Origin of the sequence: Enterovibrio paralichthyis (assembly GCF_019209835.1) — a bacterium.
In the GTDB taxonomy this organism is placed as follows: Bacteria; Pseudomonadota; Gammaproteobacteria; order Enterobacterales; family Vibrionaceae; genus Enterovibrio; species Enterovibrio paralichthyis.
In genome coordinates this window covers 1-19,440 of the sequence record NZ_JAHUTS010000043.1, presented here as the reverse complement: position 1 = coordinate 19,440, position 19,440 = coordinate 1, and the positions used below count along the sequence as shown (strand labels likewise).

14 protein-coding genes are annotated in these 19,440 nt (G+C 50.1%); 5 read left to right on the top strand and 9 right to left on the bottom strand.

The window, feature by feature from the left end; translation table 11 throughout:
- The first annotated feature begins 203 nt into the window (after positions 1–203).
- A complete protein-coding gene (gene nlpI / locus KU854_RS23995; RefSeq protein WP_218360776.1) occupies positions 204–1,106 on the top strand; it encodes a lipoprotein NlpI in 903 nt (300 codons plus the stop codon).
- Between the two features lie 64 nt (positions 1,107–1,170).
- On the opposite strand, the gene KU854_RS23990 is transcribed toward nlpI, so the two are convergent.
- The 3 genes from KU854_RS23990 to KU854_RS23980 all read right to left on the bottom strand — a co-directional run bounded on the left by KU854_RS23990 (position 1,171) and on the right by KU854_RS23980 (position 5,255).
- On the bottom strand, positions 1,171–2,037 hold the full coding sequence (locus KU854_RS23990; RefSeq protein WP_218360775.1) for a U32 family peptidase: 867 nt from the start codon (positions 2,035–2,037) through the stop codon (positions 1,171–1,173).
- Between the two features lie 11 nt (positions 2,038–2,048).
- Entirely contained in the window at positions 2,049–3,044 is a 996-nt protein-coding gene (gene ubiU, locus KU854_RS23985) for a ubiquinone anaerobic biosynthesis protein UbiU (protein ID WP_218360774.1), read from the bottom strand.
- Positions 3,045–3,206: 162 nt separating this feature from the next.
- Positions 3,207–5,255 (bottom strand): sensor domain-containing protein, encoded by a 2,049-nt coding sequence (locus KU854_RS23980; protein ID WP_218360773.1) that lies wholly within the window; start codon positions 5,253–5,255, stop codon positions 3,207–3,209.
- A 199-nt stretch (positions 5,256–5,454) separates the two neighbouring features.
- Here KU854_RS23980 and ubiT point away from each other — a divergent pair, with 199 nt between their 5' ends.
- From ubiT to rimI, 4 genes are all read left to right on the top strand, one after another.
- Entirely contained in the window at positions 5,455–5,982 is a 528-nt protein-coding gene (gene ubiT / locus KU854_RS23975) for a ubiquinone anaerobic biosynthesis accessory factor UbiT (protein ID WP_218360777.1), read from the top strand.
- Positions 5,966–6,469: a GNAT family N-acetyltransferase gene (locus KU854_RS23970; protein WP_218360772.1), complete on the top strand. Its 504-nt coding sequence runs from the start codon at positions 5,966–5,968 to the stop codon at positions 6,467–6,469. Before ubiT ends, KU854_RS23970 begins: the two co-directional genes overlap by 17 nt.
- A gap of 123 nt (positions 6,470–6,592) precedes the next feature.
- Complete coding sequence (locus KU854_RS23965; protein ID WP_054780286.1) at positions 6,593–6,991, top strand: DNA polymerase III subunit psi; 399 nt, start codon at positions 6,593–6,595, stop codon at positions 6,989–6,991.
- Complete coding sequence (rimI, locus tag KU854_RS23960; RefSeq protein ID WP_218360771.1) at positions 6,981–7,427, top strand: ribosomal protein S18-alanine N-acetyltransferase; 447 nt, start codon at positions 6,981–6,983, stop codon at positions 7,425–7,427. Before KU854_RS23965 ends, rimI begins: the two co-directional genes overlap by 11 nt.
- A gap of 59 nt (positions 7,428–7,486) precedes the next feature.
- On the opposite strand, the gene KU854_RS23955 is transcribed toward rimI, so the two are convergent.
- From KU854_RS23955 to KU854_RS25085, 6 genes are all read right to left on the bottom strand, one after another.
- Positions 7,487–9,415: an EAL domain-containing protein gene (locus KU854_RS23955; protein WP_218360770.1), complete on the bottom strand. Its 1,929-nt coding sequence runs from the start codon at positions 9,413–9,415 to the stop codon at positions 7,487–7,489.
- A gap of 63 nt (positions 9,416–9,478) precedes the next feature.
- Positions 9,479–10,072 carry an OmpA family protein gene (locus KU854_RS23950; protein WP_218360769.1) on the bottom strand — a complete coding sequence of 198 codons (594 nt, stop codon included), beginning with the start codon at positions 10,070–10,072 and terminating at the stop codon, positions 9,479–9,481.
- Complete coding sequence (locus KU854_RS23945; RefSeq protein ID WP_218360768.1) at positions 10,069–11,490, bottom strand: TolC family outer membrane protein; 1,422 nt, start codon at positions 11,488–11,490, stop codon at positions 10,069–10,071. Before KU854_RS23945 ends, KU854_RS23950 begins: the two co-directional genes overlap by 4 nt.
- A 22-nt stretch (positions 11,491–11,512) precedes the next feature.
- On the bottom strand, positions 11,513–12,895 hold the full coding sequence (locus KU854_RS23940) for an HlyD family type I secretion periplasmic adaptor subunit (RefSeq protein ID WP_218360767.1): 1,383 nt from the start codon (positions 12,893–12,895) through the stop codon (positions 11,513–11,515).
- Positions 12,888–15,068: a type I secretion system permease/ATPase gene (locus KU854_RS23935; RefSeq protein ID WP_218360766.1), complete on the bottom strand. Its 2,181-nt coding sequence runs from the start codon at positions 15,066–15,068 to the stop codon at positions 12,888–12,890. Before KU854_RS23935 ends, KU854_RS23940 begins: the two co-directional genes overlap by 8 nt.
- 86 nt (positions 15,069–15,154) lie before the next feature.
- A partial coding sequence (locus tag KU854_RS25085; RefSeq protein ID WP_218360765.1) for a Calx-beta domain-containing protein occupies positions 15,155–19,440 on the bottom strand: 4,286 nt, incomplete at its 5' end.

Below are 19,440 nucleotides of genomic sequence, written 5' to 3'. Positions count from 1 at the left end.
AGGCGATACATCATGTGTTGCCCATTAAGCGAGAAGATCGAATATACCCGAGAGCCGTGAAGCCTAAGGCAAAGAAATACCCCAATAAAAAGAAAGCCAGTCAGCTTAACTGACTGGCATTAGGCTATGCCCCCTTTTGTTTTATACTCGCAAACCTCAGGCAGGTTGTTCCTGTTTGTCGGAGAGCAAGGAGAGATGCGTTAATGCGAAATTATCGATGGCTGCCACTGACAGTTTTGGGTACGGCTTTGCTGTTATCAGGCTGTGCGACGTCAACGTCAGTGAAAAATGACCAGCCCTGGCATCTACTGCCAATGGCAGTGCCGCTGCAGCCAACCACGCAACAGGAAGTGCAATTGGCGCAAATCGACCAGATCCTGCTCCGCGAAGATCTGACAGAAAACGATCGTGCCCAGCTTTATTACGAGCGTGGACTGATCAACGACAGTCTGGGGCTTCGTGATTTGGCAAGGCTGGATTTTAACCGTTCCCTATCCTACAACCCGTCACAGCCGGATGTGTTCAATATTCTGGGGGTGTACTTCACCCAAAGCGGCATGTATGACGCAGCTTATGAAGCATTCGACTCAAGCCTTGAGCTGGATGAAGGGCACCAGTTTGCCGAACGTAACCGCGGGATCGCCCTGTATTACGGCGGCCGTTATCAATTGGCGGTGCGCGATCTGCTCAAGCATTATAAAGACAACGAAAACGACGCTTACCGTTCACTTTGGCTCTACCTTGCCGAGCTCGAAAAAGAAGGCAATGAAAAAGCCATCGCCGGTCTAAAGGCGCGTTATCAGAATTCTGATCAGCTTGATTGGGGTTGGCTGATCGCCAGGCTGTACCTGAACGAGATCAGTGAAGAGGCTTTCTTTCGGGAAATCATGGAAACCAGTACTGACAACACACAGCTTGCGCAGCGACTGTGTGAAGGGTATTTCTACCTCGCCAAGCGTTATCAGGCGCAAGGGGATATCAGCTCGGCCGTAGCCCTGTATAAACTCGCCATGTCCGGCAATGTGTATGACTTTGTCGAACACCGTTATGCGATGCTGGAGCTGAGCCGTATCGCTTACGAACTCAGGCATCAACCGGCTATCTAAGCCTGTCAGGTTTCCATAAAAAAAGCCGCGTGATGAAGCGGCTTTTTCTTTGGTTTTTCGAGCATTAGCTGTGTGTCGCCATGCCTTCAATGCTGTGCCAGTAACCGTTACAGAAATGGCTTTTCGGCGCAAACCCGGAATCACCGCGTTTAAAGCCAGCCAGCACATCCAGCGTTTCAGCACCTTGCGGGCTGATGCGCACCACATCTACCAAACCTTCCATCGAAGCCAGATCAGCACTGAGATCGTAGCAATAGCCGGATTGGGTCTGGATACCGTTTAAGGTAAACACAGACTGCCCTTCCTGGCTTTTCACTTCAAGACCTTGCGGATAGTTAATGCAGCAGGTTTCGCATTTGTCCTTCGGGCGGTTCTCCGCGCGCGCACTGAAGCAACGTGCGGAGTAAGCCAGTGGCAGGTGGCCGTAAGAGAACACTTCCACTTCAAACTGGTCACGGATACCAAGTGCTTGCGCTTCTGTCAGCACTTTTAGCAGCCATTCGCGGGAAAGTTCAACCGGCATACACCAGCGGGTCATGCCTTTTTTCAGCATCACCTGCAGTGCCTGAGCGTTGTAAAGGTTCAAGGCCGGGCCTGCGACAAAGGGAATACCTTTCTCATGAGCCAGCTGGATAGCGGAAACATCGTTGGCTTCGACAATAAACTCGCCATTGTCGATATAGCTTCGCATCACGTTGACTTCGCTCGGTGCCTCCAAAAGCGCCATGGTCGACAGCACGACCTGCTTGCCGGAGGCCGCCAGTTCGCGTCCCAGGTTCATCCAGTCAGCGGCGCGCATTTCACGGCGCTTTGAACAGACGGTTTCACCAAGATAAACGATGTCTGCATCGCTGCTGACGGCGCTTTGGTAGAAGGCTTCCACGTCGTTTTTTGGCCAGAAGTAGAGGAGTGGGCCAAGTGAATATTTCATAGGGTGCTCCTTTACTGCCATTTGCGATGATACGCGCCAAGGGTGGTCTGCGCGCCTTCTGAAACACTGTCCAGGCAGCGGTTCCATTGCGGCAATACTTGATAACTCTCAGGATTGGCTTTGTAGCTGTCGATAGCCTGACGCCAGGTACGGGTGACCTGTTCCACATAAGCAGGGCTGCGCTGGCGGCCTTCGATTTTCACTGAGGCAATGTTGGCTTCAAACAGCTCTGGCAGAATAGAAAGTGTGTTGAGGCTGGTTGGCTCTTCCAGTGCATGGAAAGGCTCGCCGTCTGTGACAAATCGGCCTTTACATAACGTTGGATAACCCGCGTTTTCACCGGCCTTGTAGCGGTCGATGAGGATATCGTTCAAACGCGATTCAAGACCTTCGGGGGTTTCCTGCCAGCGCACATATTTCGCCGGTGAGCACGCACCGACAGTATTGGGTGATTCGCCCGTCATATAGGATGACAGGTAGCATCGCCCTTCCGACATGATACACAGGCTGCCAAAGGCAAAGACTTCCAGATCGACATCCGTGGTGCGTGCCAGCTGTTTCACCTGATGGATAGACAACACGCGAGGCAACACGACACGTTTTACATTGAAGTGGTCTTTGTAGAACTGGATAGCCGCGCTGTTGGTCGCAGATGCCTGCACTGACAGGTGAATTTCCATGTCAGGGTGTTTGGTAGCGGCATAATCCAGTACGGCAAGATCGGCAATGATCAAGGCATCGACGCCAAGATCCACGGCTGCGTCTACTGCATCCGTCCAGCGCTTGAAACCGTCCGGATGGGCGAAGGTATTCAGCGCCACGTGGATGTGTTTTTTGTGGTCATGAACATATGTGACCGCTTTTTCCAGCTTTTTGCCGTCAAAGTTCAGACCGGCAAAGTGACGGGCATTGGTGCCGTCTTTAAAGCCGATGTACACCGCATCGGCGCCGCTGTCGATAGCGGTTTTCAGGGCAGGAAGGTTACCTGCCGGGCATAGTAATTCCATAATTATCCCCACAAATCGTGGTCAGCGTCAGGCCGGTTATTTATTTGTAAACCCCGGATTGTAGGGGGGCGGGCACCAACGGGTTTTGATGTAAGGCAGGGAAATCGGAAAAAGGGCTGTGGGAATAGGAAAACAGACGCCGCAGGGGCGTCTGTTTGCTGGTCAGGAAGCGACTTTGCGCGCCTTGCGATTATTGATAAGCAGGGCTTCAAACTCTGCCCGGGGCATAGGCTTGTAGAAATGGAAACCCTGAATGGTGTCGCATTTCAGATTGGCTAGCACCGTCGCCTGTTTGCCGGATTCCACCCCTTCAGCCACCACGGACATGTTCAGCGAGCGCCCCAGATTGATGATGTTTTCAATCAGGGTGACCTGCTTGGGGAAGGTTTCCATGTCAGAGATAAACGCGCGGTCAATCTTGATTTCATCCAGCGGGAACTTCGCCAGATAAGAAAGTGAAGAGTAGCCGGTACCAAAGTCATCGATAGACAGGGCAAACCCCAGTTCTTTGATGGCATTAAGCATCTGGATGGCGTGCTCACCGTCGTTCATGACCGCGCTTTCTGTCAGTTCGAACGTGATGAACGACGGATCGGTCTGGGTGGCATCCAGAAGCTTTTTCATATGGGCCGTTAAGTTCGGGTTACGGAACTGCTGTGGCGAGAGGTTGATTGCCACGCGTCCCGGCAACACTTTCATGTTTTGCCAGCGGCGGACGGTCTGGAATACCTCACGCATGACGTTACGGCCTAAGAGTTCGATCATCCCGGAACGCTCAGCCACCGGAATAAAGCGGGCAGGGCTGATATAGCCTTCCACCGGGTGTTTCCAGCGCACCAGTGCCTCAGCACCGTTGATGGTGTAATCCTTGGTGTTGACTTTCGGTTGGTACCACACTTCCAGCCCGTTGTTTTGCAACGCCTTCTGCAGTTCTATTTCCAGCCAGAGGCGCATGCGCGCTTCTTTGTTCATGTGCTGGTTGTAGGTGACCACGCGGTTGCGGCCCTGCTCTTTGGCTTCATACATCGCCGTATCTGCATTTTGCAGCAGGCTGCGTGCATCTTTGCCGTCGCCAGGGTATTTCACCATACCGATTGAGCAGGCGAGGTATTTACTGAAATGGTACAAATCGAATGGCTGGCTGATGGCATCCACAATGCGGTTGGCAATATCGTCCGCCACGTCATCGCTTTTTTGTTCAGGGATCAGGATAGCGAATTCATCACCACCCAAATGGCCCAATACGGTTTCTACCGGTAGCTGCCGGCGCAGGCGCTGAGCGATATCCTGCAACACACGGTCGCCGATGTGGTGACCCAGTGAATCATTGATATTTTTAAAGTTATCAACATCTAGGTAGAACATCAGCAGAGGCGTTTCGCTTTTCAGTAACTGTTCAAGCCGGCGCGAAAACCCGTGGCGGTTGTAGAGGCCAGTCAATGCATCAAACTGTGCGAGTTTTTCTATTGTCTGCTTGTGATCGCTGGCTTCAACGGTGCGAGAAAGGGTGAGGATTGCCCCACTGCTGCCAAGCAGGCTGACTGAGCCATATGCGATGTTGAGTGAGGCATCATCAGTATCTGAGTGTTTACTCTGGCATACCAGTTGCTGCCCGGCTTTCAATGAAGTCAGCGATGCCATTACTGACTGGCCTTTGATCGGCGCAATCAGCAGGTTTTCAATATCTTCACCCAAGATCTCGCTTGGGTTGTTAAAGCCAAGCATTTTAACGGCGTGTTTATTGGCGCTTAGGATCACGCCATCATCTAGCACGCAGCAACCGTCGCCGACTAACTGGCAAAGATTGTCAAACCGGCTTTCAGAAGACTCCAGTGCACTGGTTAACACCTGGCGTTCAGACGTGTCAGCGGCATGAAAAATCACCACCTCCTGCTTCCATTCACTGCCCGACAGCGGTGTAACGCTGAAGTGGAAGCTGGAGTCGTGGATGCCGTCGTTGAGGACAATCTCGCCTTCTGTAGACTCGCCGTTAAATGCGCGGTCGTAGTGGGGTTTCAATGCGTCATAAAAAGTGGGGCCAAGGATCTCATTGTCCTGCTTTCCCACGAGTTCGCTTTGGTCTAACCCACTGATTTCACAGTAACGTTGGCTGACCCAGAGATAATGATGGTTTTTGTCGAGAACGGCAAAGAGAAAGGGGCTGTTCTGGGTTAGGCGTGAAAACCAATAGGTCAACTGCTCAACAGGCATTTAGGCACCATACTTCCTAGCTAGTAAGCTATTTCCTGATTCGATTCCATTGTTGAGACAACACTATATAGTGTGAGAGCTCAACTATAAACCTTTCTGGTGAAGAGCTTTATTTTTTTGACACAAGGCATGAAATTTCGCCGTGACACTGGCATACAATGGCCGATACTTTCGACTGACTCTGAATTGGAACACGACATTGCTCGATAAACTTCATGCGACACTGGTGCAGCAAGCGCCGTCTTTCCTGCGTATCCCTGTCAAACTGGTTCCTGCATCTGTTCAGCAGACGCTGATGCTGGAAACGTTGAAACGTGTTTTTCACGAAGCGCTTGATGATGGGGAGTTTGAGTTTCTTGAAGGCCGATGGCTGGAAGTGCACGTGCGCGATGTTGATTTCAAAAACTACATAAGCTTTGAAAACGAGAAGCTTGTGGTGCGCAGTGACATTGAAACACCCGATGTACGCTTTAGCGGCAACCTAAATGACTTGGTGTTGATTGCTGCGCGTAAGGAAGACCCGGATACCCTGTTTTTCCAGCGCCGCCTGCTTATTGAAGGTGACACTGAGTTGGGATTGGAAGTGAAGAATTTGATGGACAGTGTCGATTTGGCGTCACTGCCTGCTGTTTTGCGTCAGGGCCTGTTTACATTGGCAGACTTTGTTCAAAAAGGGCTGCAAACCGAACCATCGGTAAACGAGGCAAATTATGCTCATAAGATCTGAAGCGTTGGCGGACTTGCTCGCCATCGACAAACTGTTGAATAAGACCTTTCCGAGCGACGCGGAAGCGAAGTTGGTGATGTCGCTGCGTGAGAATGGCCACAACACGCTTTCGTTGGTGGCCTGTAATGACGAGGGTAAGGTGGTTGGGCATGTCATGTTCAGCCCTGTGATGGTCAACGGTACGGATATCGGCATTCAGGGACTGGCACCGCTTAGCGTTCACCCGGATTACCGCAACCAAGGGGTTGCTGCACAGTTGGTGAAAGAGGGCATAGAAACCTTGCATGAATTCGGCTATCCGGGTTGTGTGGTTTTGGGAGATAGCGGTTTTTATGGGCGCTTTGGGTTTAAACCCGCAGCGAGCTATGGTCTGCAATCGACCTTTGATATACCGGCTGAGGCGTTTATGGCATTGGAGCTTGAACCAGGCGCATTCGTTGATTGCGAGGGCGTTGTGAAATATTGCGCTGAATTTGATGCTTTGTAGGCTATCACTTTCATGAACCGTGTTGAGAGCTGCCCCGGGCGGCTCTCTTCGTTTTGGCTATTGGGCGATTTTTGGTAGCATGCAGCCCTCAACCACCATTTTTTCTGTGAGCAGGCTTGTGGCATGAATGACGTGCAAAGACTCAAGGAGATGGGGATCCCGGTCTGGGAACTTCGTCGACCGCAACTTTATCCGAATAGCTCACCTCAAATGGTTGCGTTGCCGGAGGATTGTAAGTTGCTGCTGGTGTGTGACTCACCCATTAATGAGAAAGAAGCCTGGTTGTTCGGCAAAATTCTCGCCAGCATGAAACTGACGCCTGAACAGGCTCGTCTTTTACCTTCCTCTGCCGTTGCTCATGTCACCCAGCATCAACTGCAGTGGGTGTGGTATTGCGGTGTACCGGCCCAAGGTGGCTTAGCGACAGCAGCGGTATTGACCTCTCCTTCACTGAACGTACTTGAGCATGATCAGTCAGCGAAAAAAGCGTTATGGCAGCAAATAAAGCAGTATGACAAGTAAACTTCTCCCAATGGACAGCCAGTGGCTGGACAGCGTAGTAGCGATAGAAAAAGCGGCACACAGTCACCCGTGGGCTGACAGTTTGTTGATGAAGCCTGAGGCCAGATTTGGCTGTAACCGGGTATTGGTCGAAAACGGCAAGGTGGTGGGATATTTCTTTGCCCAGTGTGTGGCCGGGGAGGCGTCGTTGCTGAATATCGCTGTTGCGCCTGAATGTCAGGGCAAGGGCTATGGTAAACAGCTCCTGCAGGCGTTTTTGGATTGTATGCGCGAAGCGGGCGGCGAAGAGGCCTGGCTGGAAGTGCGCGAAAGCAATACGCCCGCTATTCGCCTTTATGAGTCGCTGGGCTTTAACGAGTTTGACCGCCGTTACGACTACTATCCAACTGCCACTGGTCGGGAAGATGCGCTGATCATGAGTTATTGGTTTGAGTAGACATTTCCTGTTTTAGTCAAAAAGAAAACCCGCATTCAGCGGGTTTTTTGTTATCGGTTTCAGGATGTTTTCTCGTCCCGTACCATTAATGTCGGCGGGTGAATAAAGCCCTGGTAGGCATCAATAAATTCCCGGTTAAGGAGTTGTTTGCTCTCATCGTCTTTGATGCCGGTAGCAATGACCGTAATATCAAGGGATTCGGCAATGTTTGCCAGCATTTCAGTGAACAGACGATTCTGACCGTTTTGCTCTTTGCTGAAGGCCTGATCGAGTTTGACATACGCAGGTTTTATTGCGGAAAGGTATTCCACCCCCTGCAAGTGGCGGCCAAAGTGATCAACCCCCACAGATGCACCGAGTTTGCGGACTGTTTCACTGAAAGTGATACAGGCACTGAGGTTATTTCGCGCACTCGCTTCACTGATTTCAAAGAAGAGTTTTTCCGGTGGCAGGACGTTTTTCAGTATCTGTTCCAGCCAACGGGCAAAAGAAGGGCTGCACAGGCTGTCATCGGTCAGGTTGAGGGCCAGCGCCTGCGAAATCGGCTCTCTGGCATGCTGCTCTGCCAGACAATCAATGACCATTCTGTCGAATGCTGAGCCCTTTTCGAACAATTGGATGTATGGCATCAGCCTGCCTGCTGTCTGCCATTTATTGTCGATCAAGGCTTGTGTAAAGACTTCAGCATGAAGCGGCTCCTTATGATCCCAGGCCATGACTGGTTGGGTCTGGAGGCGGATGGTTTTTTCTTTAATCACATGTGACAGCAATTCACGCCAAGTTTCGCGGTCGATAACCTGTTCTTCTGATCCTCGGTTGAATACAAACACCTCGCCCTGTTTTATCGCTCGCTGTAATGCGTTATCAGCCAAAGACAGTAGCTGTGAACCCGGCATCTCCTGCCCATGCACAGCGCCGATGTGAAAGCCGTGGTTCGGCTCAAAACCTGCCATGGAGACTTCGTTGTTCAGGGTACTGATAAAGTTGTGTAAGCAGTTACGGCTTTGCTCTTCACTTTGTGACGGCAGCAGTATGGCGATTTCACTGCCACTTATCCTAGCAATGCAAATGTTCTTGTTGTCACTGAAAGCTGTGCGCAGTGAATTGGCCAGCAAGCGCCAGGTTTCATCGCGGGCAATATAGCCGTATCGGCGGTAGATCGTATCTAACCATTCCATCTGCGCGATAAAAATGGCGCCCGGCGTATCTTCACTTTCACTCATCCAGCTATTGAGCTGGTGGGTAAAATATTCGCGGTTGGGGAGGGTGGATACCGCATCGAACATCATGCTGTTGTTGAGGGTTTTCAGCTCTTTATGCAGTGACTGGATCATGCGTTGTATATTGAGCGTCAGCGTGTCCAATGCCGCATCGAGTGCCGGAAGACCTGATTGAGGGGCTGATTGCAAGGAAGTGAAATCCTGCTGGGCGAGCTTTTTAACAGTGGCCGTCGCCTTCGCAATGGCGGACTGCTTTCTGGCGACAAGTATTGTGAAAAGAATCACCAGCCCGGCAATCGCGCTGCCAAGTGGTAGAAAAAGGTACAGCAACTGGTCTGCCACATGTGCCCGCGCCTGAGATGCTGAGAGTGTCAGGCTCATGGTGGCAAGCGATGTGCCTTCATAGGTCAGTAATGTGGTTGTTGATACCGGACTAATATAGATAATCCTGTCATACCAGTGACTTTTTACTGTCGGTTCGGGGGAAGACCAGGTTGCTTGTTCTGCAGTGATTTGATCGGTAAGAGTGATTTTTTCGACTTCAGCAGAAAGATTGGCATCCACAATGCGGTTGATTGCGGTGACATCATAGTGCGCGATAAATGGCGGTAAAATCTGGGAAAGTTGGTGTTGCAATGCATCCGCACGTAAATTAAGACTGCGTTGTTGTTGATAGGTTGAGCCTGCCAGCATTGCGCCCAGAGAGAGCAATACCAGACACGCTGCAGTCAAATATATCCAGGCCAGCGACGAGCGTTTTGTGAACATAGCGAATCTCGGGTTATAAGGGCACGAAAATAAGCCGGCCTCTTGGAGACCGGCTTTTGTCTTTTATTCCGCGGTAAATATGTTCCAGCGCATATCAGTGGTGTTGTAGCTTCCAGATAGGGTTGCCATCACACGGCGGTTAACTTCGTGCGCATAGTCTGAGTCTTCATCGATAAGGGGGGTTGTATCCCCAAAACCAACGGCATCAACACGAGTCTGATCAATACCGAAATCATTCACCAGCGCTCTTGCCACCGCTTCAGCTCGGCGTTGTGACAACGTCAGGTTGTATTCGGGGTTACCTACTTTACTGGCATGCCCTTCAATCGTGACGTTGGCGTCGGTCTGGTCATTGAGGAAGTCCGCCAGCTGTTGGAGCTTGGCGTAGTTGCTCGGACGCAGGTCGGCTGAGTCATTGGGGAACTTCACATTCAGGCGGAAACTTTGGTTTACCGTTTTGTCGCGTGGACAGCCATCGTTATCGACAGCGGCGCCGACTAGGGTATCGCCACATCGTTCCCGCGCTTCTATTACACCATCGTAATCAAGGTCACGCAGGTCGTGTTTTTGCTCTGCTTGAGCCTGCATGGTAACCACTTCCTGCTGTGCACAACCGGCCAGCAGAAGCACTGATAAAGCTGTGATAATAATTCTCATGACTGCGCACCTCCGGTGTTGCTGTTTTCACCATCCCATACAGCCGGCGTCGTAATACGTAATGACTCCAACAAGCTGCCCGTTGCATTAAGCAGGCGATACTGGGCAATAAGGTCATCATACTCAGCAGTGAGGTATTCGCGACGCGCCTGGAACAGTTCGTTTTCTGCATCCAACACATCAATTAGAGTGCGTTGCCCAATCTTAAACTGGTCGTCATAGGCGTTGCGGGTTTCCAGTGCGGCTTCGACATGCTGACGCAAATATTGCATCTGTTGCTTGAGAAACACCCGGGCGTTCCATGCCAGCGTCGTGCCTTCTTCGATATCTTGGTAAGCGTTTAGCTGGATCGCTTTTGATTCGTTAATGCTGTAAGCGGCTTCGCGCTCACGGGCACGGTCAGCGCCACCGGAAAACAGGTTGTAGTTGATACGCACCATGGCGAGAACTTCGTCACTATTCCCACCTACATCTGCGCCAATCGTGTCGTTTGGATTGGCGGTTGTGCCATCATTTCCATCCAGATTGTCATCCCAGCTGGCAGATAGATCAAAAGTGACCTGAGGGTAGTAGTTGCTCTTGCTGGCATCACGCTGCGCCATTGCAGCGTTGATATCGCTGCCTGCGGCTTTGAGGGTTGGATGGTTTTCTTTTGCCAGAGACAAGGCCTGTTCCAATGTCGTAGGCAACATGATGGCATCGGGGACAGGGATCCGCGTGTCTTGCGGTGCCACACTGACAAGGCGCTGGTACGCAACACGTGAATCTGACAGGTTGTTCTGTGCTGAAATGAGGTTTGAATGGGCACGGGCGAGACGACCGGTGACCTGTGACAGATCAGCGGTTGAACCCAGACCCGAGTCGGTTTTCTGCTTAACTTGCTCGAAGATGGTCTGGTGGCTGGCAAGATTACGCTCGGCCAGCACAACCACTTGCTCGGCGCGCATAAACTCGAGATACGCTCTTGTCACTTCAAGCGCTAAATCTTCTGCAGTTGAGAACAATGTCCATTGCTCGGCGCTGGCTTCGTATTCTGTGCGTTTGACTTCATTGGTGGTTTGAAAACCACTGAAAAGCACCTGGCGAAGGGATACGCCAATCTCTCGACGTGTAAGGTCAACGTTTTCATCGACGCCATAGAGTGCCGAATCCCGGCGGGTAGAAGGGCTTTCTGTCCATTCACGACCTATCCCTGCATCAAAATTGATTGTGGGATAGTAGCTTGCAGAAGCCTGGTTGATTTGCTCCTCGCTGGCTTTAAATCGGTTAAATGCCTGCTTGATTTGAGGATGAGTGTCCAGCGCTGAAGCAACGGCTTGCTCCAAAGACTGGGCGGACACTGCTGGCGGAAGCAAAACTGCAGCTACTGCCAATGCGGCCACGCTTTTTTTAAGCGTTTGGCTGACATTGTTTCTCATTTCTCTCTCCTTGTTATTATTATCAACGCTCTTTGAGTGCTGATTCTCTCGCCCTTAAAATTGGGTTGAGTAGATATTCCAGTACCGTCCTTTTCCCTGTAATGATGTCAACCGAGGTCAACATTCCCGGAATGATCGGTAATTCACTGCCATCTTTTTTCTCCAGACTCGACTTCTCTGTCCGGATCCTAACCAAATAGAAGCTGTTTCCTTCTTCGTCCTGCGTGGTGTCTGCGCCAATGTGTTCCAGCGTGCCGTTCAGCCCGCCGTAGCGCGTGAAATCGTAAGCCGTCACTTTTACCACCGAAGGTAAACCTGCGTGCAGAAACGCAATGTCTTTCGGGGCAATCTTGGCCTCAATCAGAAGCTGATCTTCTGCGGGAACGATTTCGATCAGATCAACACCTGGCTGAACAACGCCACCTAGGGTATTGATATGAATGGTTTTAATCGTGCCGGTGACAGGTGCTGTGATCACCGCTTTGTCGACTTTATCCTGCGCCCCTACTTGAGCCTGGGTAAGGCGTGACAGTCGGGTTTCCAACTCGCTCATTTTGGCCCGGGTTTCATTGCTGAACGCCAGTACAGCCTCACGGCGTTTCAATATCGCTTCATCGACAGTGGCCTTGATTTTTGGCTGCATTAAGCGAAGTGAATCAAGCTCACCTTTGAGGTCATTCACCTGACGTTCAAGCTTGAGTAATTCGACTTCTGAAACGATGCCTTTTTTCGCCAAAGGGACAGTGATTTTCAGTTCCCGCGAGATAAGGCCATAGCTGCCGGAAAGGGTGCGGAGTTTGCAATCTATTTCCTGACTTTCCTGCTGCTTTTGCAGAATCTGTCGCGCGAGGATCTCCAGCCTGTTTTTGAGGTCCATTAACCGCCCCTGATACTCCAACTGTTGCCTTGCAATGAGCTCAGGTTCATTGTCGGAAAGGGTTTCAGGAAACACGACTGGCTTTAAGTTGATCTCAATCTGCTCGCGCCAACTCGGAGCATCAGGCAGCAGGGTGATGCTGTTCAGTTCTGCCTGCATACGAATGACATTGGCACGAAGGCTGGAAACTTCTTCTTCTTGTTGTGCAAAATCGGAGCGAAAGCGGGTGTCATCGATACGCGCGAGGGGTTCACCTTGCTTTACCAACTGGCCTTCTTGCACGTACATAGCCTGAAGAATACCGCCGTCGAGACTTTGAATAAGCTGGATTTGCGAAGAGGGAATGACCTTTCCTTCACCGCGGGTAACGCGATCCAGCGATGCCAGGCTTGCCCAGGTGATGATTGCGGCGAAAAAGGCAAACACGCCCCAGATAACCATGCGGTAGCGAACTGGCGCATCGGTCAGCATGGCGCCATACAGGTCATCCGTCATCTCAATGTCTTCGCGTTTGAAGGCATTAGTCATTTTGGACTCCTGCGTTGCTATTGTTCAGCCGTTCCAGCACTTTGTCCCTTGGGCCATCCATAACGATACGCCCTTTGTCCATGACAATGATGCGGTCAACGAGCTGCAGCAATCCCATGCGGTGCGTGATCATTACCAATGTTCTGTCTTTTGAGGCAAACTTCATGGCTTGGATAAACTGGTTCTCGGCGTGTGGATCCAGACTGGCTGTGGGTTCGTCCATGATCAAAAGCGGTGGGTCATTCAGCAGAGCTCGAGCCAGCGCAACCGACTGACGTTGACCGCGCGAAAGTGCCTCGCCGCGTTCACCAACCTGCTTATCCAGTCCTTCGCTATCTGCAGATGTGAACAAACCAACCCCGGAAAGTTGAGTCGCCCTGATCAGTTGATGCTCCGTTACCTGCCTGGTACCAAACATAATATTTTCGCGTATCGTACCGTGGAACAGCGTGACATCCTGCGCCAGATAACCGACATTGCGACGCAGATCTGCTGGGTGGATTTGTCTGGCGTCAACACCATCGAAGCGCAGACTGCCGACAGAAGGTTGGTAGAGCCCGGCCAGCATTCGGATAAGCGTACTCTTGCCTGTACCGTTCTTACCTAGAATGGCAATTTTCTCGCCTGCGTTGATGGTGAAGCTGGTGGGATGAAGAGTGGGCTTTTCAGATTCTGGATAGCTAAAGCCGATGTTGTCAGCGTAAATGTCGCCTTTCAGGCGTTTACGACTGATGAGATGACCTTTATCAGCAAACTCATCTTCCTGCTCCATCATGGCATTCAATTGACGCATGCCGGATTGGGTTTGGTTCCAGCGGCTCATCAAGCCCGCAAGTTGCGCCATAGGGGAAACAGCACGGCTCGACAGCATGACTGCTGCAATAATCCCCCCCATGGTAATTTGTGCGTCTGCCACCCGATAGACTCCGAGAACCACGACAGCGACGGAAGTGACCTGGACAATAAAGGAAGCAAAATAGGACACTGAGTTCGTGATTTGCTTCACCTTGAGGTTCCAATTGGCAGTGTGTGCTGTCATCTGCTGCCAGCTTTTTTGCACAATACCTTCGGCCACATTGGCTTTGATACCTTCCATTGCCGAGAGGCTTTCAATCAAATGGCCATGTTTTTGGCTGGCGTATTTATTGGACTCTTCAATTGCTGCTTTAAGTTTGGGCTGTACCAGCATGGCATAACCAATGATCAGGATGCCCGCCACTACCGGAACGGCGGCCAGATCACCGGCAAATATGTAGATCACGAACAGGAAGAAGAGGGCGAAGGGTAAATCGACCAAGGTGGTGAGCGTGGCGGAAGTAAGCATGTCTCGGATACCATCAAACTCACCGAGCTGTTTGGCCATACCACCGACGCTTTTGGCGCGCTTTTCCAACGGGATGCCCATCAATCTTGCAAAAAGACGTGATGAGACAATGATATCGACTTTCTTGCCTGCGATATCAATCAGGTAAGAACGCATTTTCTTCATCAGAAAATCAAAGCTGAACGCGATAAGCGCACCGGTTGCCAATACCCAGAGAGATTCGAACGCCAGGTTGGGCACCACTTTGTCATATACGTTCATGACAAACAGAGGCGATACCAAAGCGAAGACATTGACCAGCACTGAAGCGATGATGGCATCGCGATAGATAGGCGTCGCGTCTTTGACCGTTTGCCAGAACCAGTGAATTTTGGTGTCGTGCAGGTGCAAGTCGACGCTGTGATCCCCGCGATACTGACGTTTGACCAGAAAGGCATAGCCAGTAAACATGGCTTCCAGTTCCGCCAGTGAAATGTCTTCTTCGCCGCCATTTTCTGATGTTTGGATAAGCGCTGTGCCATTCTTCTCGTCGATTTCACGGAGAATGCAGGCTTTTTTATCGGTCAAAAGAAGTATGCAGGGCAGTAAAAGCTTTGGCATTGCTTTTAGTTGCCGACGCGAAAGTTTCGCAGTCAACCCAGCCCGGGCTGCGGCCTGAGGAAAGAGATCCGGTGTCAGTAACGCGTCAGTCATCGGAAGACCTGCCGTCAAGGCATCCCCCGAGCACGGCGAACCATAGTGCTCGGTCAGCAAGACCAAGCAATCTAACAACGGGTCGTCAACCGCCTGCGTCGACGCACTAATGCGCCACTGCTGCGGCTTGTGTTCGGCAATCGCTGCGTCAGTCACCTATTTCTCTCTTAAAAAGTCAAAAAATAAACGTGCAAAATTAAAAGCAAAAAACGGGCCTAGCGAAGGCTGGGCCCGTTTGGGTTTTAGTCGTTCTCAGGAATAGTTGGCATATCGACTGTGTAGCTTGTCGAGTTACCTGCGTCGTTTGAGTCAGTAATAGTCAAGTTACCGTGGTTTGTATTGACAACAATACTTCCGTTATCAACGGTAACACCATCCAAGACAATGTGTTGTTCAACATCTCCATTACCATCAATGTCGATGCTGATGATCATTGAACCGTTATGATCAGTTGCAGTGACAATGGAATCAGCTTGCAATAAGTCACCAAGGCTTAACGTATCGCCTTCGGAAATGTTGAAGTCGGTGATGGTATCAACCCAAGCCTCATCAAGCGCCGCGTCACCGCTTCCCCAAACAAACGTATCTGCACCAGTGCCGCCTGTTAAGGTGTCGTTGCCAGAGTCACCGCGAAGCCAGTCGTTTTCGGTGCCTCCATCAATCAGATCGTCACCAGAACCACCGCGAAGGTAGTCATTATCTTGACCGCCAAATAATCTATCATTCCCTGAGCCACCTGATATAACGTCATATCCGGTTTGCCCGTAAATAGTATCGTCTCCACCACCACCATTTCCTAAGTCAGCCCATTCCCAAGAGGATTGCTTAAGAGTTCCATCCTCTGGAAACTCTTGTGATGGCGAGTCAGCAGTGAATTGCTCGTCCAGTTCTCCAATAATGAAGTTTTCAGCTTGCGTTAAATCGGCTGAGTTAGATCCCGAGTCTCCTAACAAAATAAAGTCGTTTCCTAAACCGCCTTCAACATGATCATTGCCGCCACCGCTATTGATAAAGTCATTCGTGTCAAGAACATCTAAATTTGGAAACTTCTCATCAATTACGATATTGCTTATTGCTGAATTCGAACCAAGAGATTCATCTATTGGTCGTTCAAATTTCTGACCGTTGATCTTAACCCAGTTTTGGTACTGACCATGAACAGAGCCAACAGGTGGCTGGATATCAAACTGATATAGGTTTAAGGACTCAATGAACTTATACGTATCATTACCATTGCCCGATTCAATAAGATTGTCGAAGCCGCCGTTCTCTGCTGGGGTTATGGTGATATTTGTACTATTTATATCTCCATCACCATCTTCGATTGAAAAAGTAACGACCAACTCTTCGGTGATTGGACCATATTGTACAAATTGCCATTTTCCATCATCATTGAGTTGTAACTCTCCAAGGACAACATCTGTACCAGACATTTTCACTTCCCAGTGCTGATTATTCGAACCAGCGACTGTGGCAAAACTGTAATTTCCATTGGAAGACATGTTAGTAATCTGAGGTTTCGAGCCTTGACCATCGGCACCGTACTGAACATTAAGGTCTCCGGAAGCTTCAGCAATACCAGAGTTAGCTGGTGAGAGGCCAACACTCATTGCTTCAAGTGTGAAATCGCATCCGTTTGTCGGCGTAATTTCAAAATGATCAAACCCAGCTGGAACATCATAATTTAAGGTTCCATGTTGTGAGTCAGTATCGGATAAGTCGTCGCGATCAAATGGGTATGCAACTACCGGAACACCATCTTTATAAAACGTAATAATTCCAGATATTGGTTTGTCCCCATTATTCCCTTGAGTACTATCGTTGAGTTTACCGAGTCGTAGTGATATCTCGTAGGCAACTTCATCATTTCCTAACTTGCCAATAAGAGTTTCGGCGTTGCAATCATTAGACTGCACTTCGTGTTTATTATTTCCTTTGATGCCACTGGCAACACCCAAGCCCTGACCATTGTTCCAACTTGGAGTTGCATCACCATCTAGTGCTATAGCTGTAAATACGACTAATAAGTCGTTATTAATAGTGAATAATAGTTTTCCGTCATTGTTTATTGGATTGTCTAGTCCAATTAGCTGAACACTCTCTGATGGAGTGATTGGAGTTAACGGAGCTGTTGTCTTATCGGGGGTTAACTCTGGGCTGTCATCCTCAATAGAAATATTGAGAGAAGAATCTATTGTCACACTACCATCAGTAACCTCGATTTCAGGCATGATGTTAGAGATAACATCCTCTATTGAAGTGTCAGGATGATCGATTGGCTTATGCTGAGTTATTTCATACTCAAATTGAGCGACCCCATCAGCTTGCGACAATTTTGATAGCGTCACTTCAATAGCTAGTTCACCGTCAGCACTTCCAATGTTTCCTTGCAAAGCACCTGACGAAGTAACAACCCAAACAATTGGTGTACCACCAGAGCTCAAGCTTGGAGCGCCACCTTCAAAGACAGGTACAAGCGGATCTGAGGTTGGGTTTTCTACTTTGAAGCTCGCAGTCAGTATGTCGTTGATATCTACATCGCTAACACTGAATGTTCCTTTGCTAGACGCTTCCTTGGACTCGTTATCCTTGATAGCACCAACACCATCAAGGCCTTCGTCAGAAACAGTTACGTTGGTTGGGTGGATAACGAACATTGGTGCGTCGTTGTTACCGGTAATATTGATTTCGAAGATTGTTGTACTTGTGTCGCCATCTGTGTCTTTCAGCGTGTAGCTGATGTTAATAGTTTTGGACTCACCTTCTTCTAGCGAGTTTACGTTGCTGTTTGCGACAAATTTGAATGTACCATCAGCTTGGATTTCGACCTGCCCGTAATCAGTGTTGATATAAGCTTTGACGACATTGTTATCATTAGCATCTGGTTCCAGTATTGTTGTTGTACTACCAAAAGAAACGCTATGTACTAATCCGTTTTCTGCACCTACCGCATCTTGCTCCAAGTTGCTATCGCCACTAGAGGTACTTCCACCCGAAATTAGGTTGCCGGATACTGTACCTACAATTTCCAGAACGTTTTCTTGAATCGTAACTTCATCTTTTTCAGCATCAGGGGAATCATCCTCGATTCCGATGCTTATTGTTGCAGGGTCAGAAGTATTCCCCCCTTTATCAATGGCGACAATGGACGGAGCGATCGTTATTAAGTCCTCTGCATTTTGGTTAGGATGGTCAACAGGCTGGTGTAAGGTGACCTTGTATTTAAACTGCCCTGGTGTAAGTGTTGCTAACAACTCGATTGTAATAACACTTTGGTTTCCAGCCTTACCAACTAGTGTCGTCTTGTCACTGTTAAGTTCCCATGTTAATGGAACGTTTCCTGAAGTTAGCATTTGAGCGATATTGCCAACCAGTGGATTACCATTGAGATCGGTAGCAAACTTGACACTTAGGACATCGTCTTCATTCTGATCACTAACTTGGATTATTTTGTTTTCTGCAACAGCGTTATTGACGTTGTCATCATTACCCTCGAGTGAGTCTTGATCTCCGTTATCTAAACCTTCTTCTGAGACGCGCGAACTTGCTACAAAGTTGATCTTTGGAGCGAAGTCATTGTCGATAATAGTTGCTGAGCCCTCAGCTTTGCCAGATTCCACAGAACCGTCTGGCTGCTTTACGCCTGTGTCGACTTTCTCGAATACGCCGCTGCCCGCACCGTAAGGTACATTCACACTCACACCAAGGTTTTCATTGCCTTCACGCAGATCGTCATCTTTGACCGGCAGGGTGACGGTCACGCTGTTGGCTGTGCTTGTCGGCAGTGCAGCAGGGTCAAAGGTAATGGTGGTTGGCAGGGTAACGCCGTCGATATCTGCTTGTGATGCTTGGGTCTCATCCCAGGTCAGGTTAACCGTGAGGGATTTGCCCGCTGGTACCGTGATGTCATTGCCGTGCTCGTCGACCAGCTTGAAGGTGTAGGTGAGCGCAGCCCCGTCCGCGCCTTCGGTGGCTCTGGTAGTTGCTTCGACGATAACGAACACAGTGTCTTCGGTGCCCGGCGTGCCATCGCTACCGGTCTGGTCGTTAATGACCGTGGTGACACTGTTGTTGGTACCGGCTTCGATGGCTTCAAAACCGCCGCCGGTGATGTCGCCCAGGGTGACGGTGATGGTCTCGCCGTTGTCGGCGATGGCGTCATCCAGGGTGGTGATATCAAACTCAACCTTGTCCTGGCCGGCAGGGATAACCACCTCAACGACCTTGGTGTAATCAGTGCCGTCGGTGGCGGTGCCGGAGTAGGTGAGCTTCACGGTCACCGGGGTCTCGGCCTTCTGGGTCAGGGAAACGGTGTACTTACCGGTGGTCTCACCTTCGACGACGGAATCCGGGCCGCTGATGTTGACCAGTACAGTGTCTTCGGTGCTCGGGATAGGCTCATCGTTAATGACCGTGGTGACACTGTTGTTGGTACCGGCTTCGATGGCTTCAAAACCGCCGCCGGTGATGTCGCCCAGGGTGACGGTGATGGTCTCGCCGTTGTCGGCGATGGCGTCATCCAGGGTGG

What these genes read in the sequence shown, in the direction of transcription:
- nlpI (WP_218360776.1), top strand. Translation starts at nt 204, where the DNA reads ATGCGAAATTATCGATGGCTGCCACTGACAGTTTTGGGTACGGCTTTG.
- KU854_RS23990 (WP_218360775.1), bottom strand. Translation starts at nt 2,037, where the DNA reads ATGAAATATTCACTTGGCCCACTCCTCTACTTCTGGCCAAAAAACGAC.
- ubiU (WP_218360774.1), bottom strand. Translation starts at nt 3,044, where the DNA reads ATGGAATTACTATGCCCGGCAGGTAACCTTCCTGCCCTGAAAACCGCT.
- KU854_RS23980 (WP_218360773.1), bottom strand. Translation starts at nt 5,255, where the DNA reads ATGCCTGTTGAGCAGTTGACCTATTGGTTTTCACGCCTAACCCAGAAC.
- KU854_RS23970 (WP_218360772.1), top strand. Translation starts at nt 5,966, where the DNA reads ATGCTCATAAGATCTGAAGCGTTGGCGGACTTGCTCGCCATCGACAAA.
- KU854_RS23965 (WP_054780286.1), top strand. Translation starts at nt 6,593, where the DNA reads ATGAATGACGTGCAAAGACTCAAGGAGATGGGGATCCCGGTCTGGGAA.
- rimI (WP_218360771.1), top strand. Translation starts at nt 6,981, where the DNA reads ATGACAAGTAAACTTCTCCCAATGGACAGCCAGTGGCTGGACAGCGTA.
- KU854_RS23955 (WP_218360770.1), bottom strand. Translation starts at nt 9,415, where the DNA reads ATGTTCACAAAACGCTCGTCGCTGGCCTGGATATATTTGACTGCAGCG.
- KU854_RS23950 (WP_218360769.1), bottom strand. Translation starts at nt 10,072, where the DNA reads ATGAGAATTATTATCACAGCTTTATCAGTGCTTCTGCTGGCCGGTTGT.
- KU854_RS23945 (WP_218360768.1), bottom strand. Translation starts at nt 11,490, where the DNA reads ATGAGAAACAATGTCAGCCAAACGCTTAAAAAAAGCGTGGCCGCATTG.
- KU854_RS23940 (WP_218360767.1), bottom strand. Translation starts at nt 12,895, where the DNA reads ATGACTAATGCCTTCAAACGCGAAGACATTGAGATGACGGATGACCTG.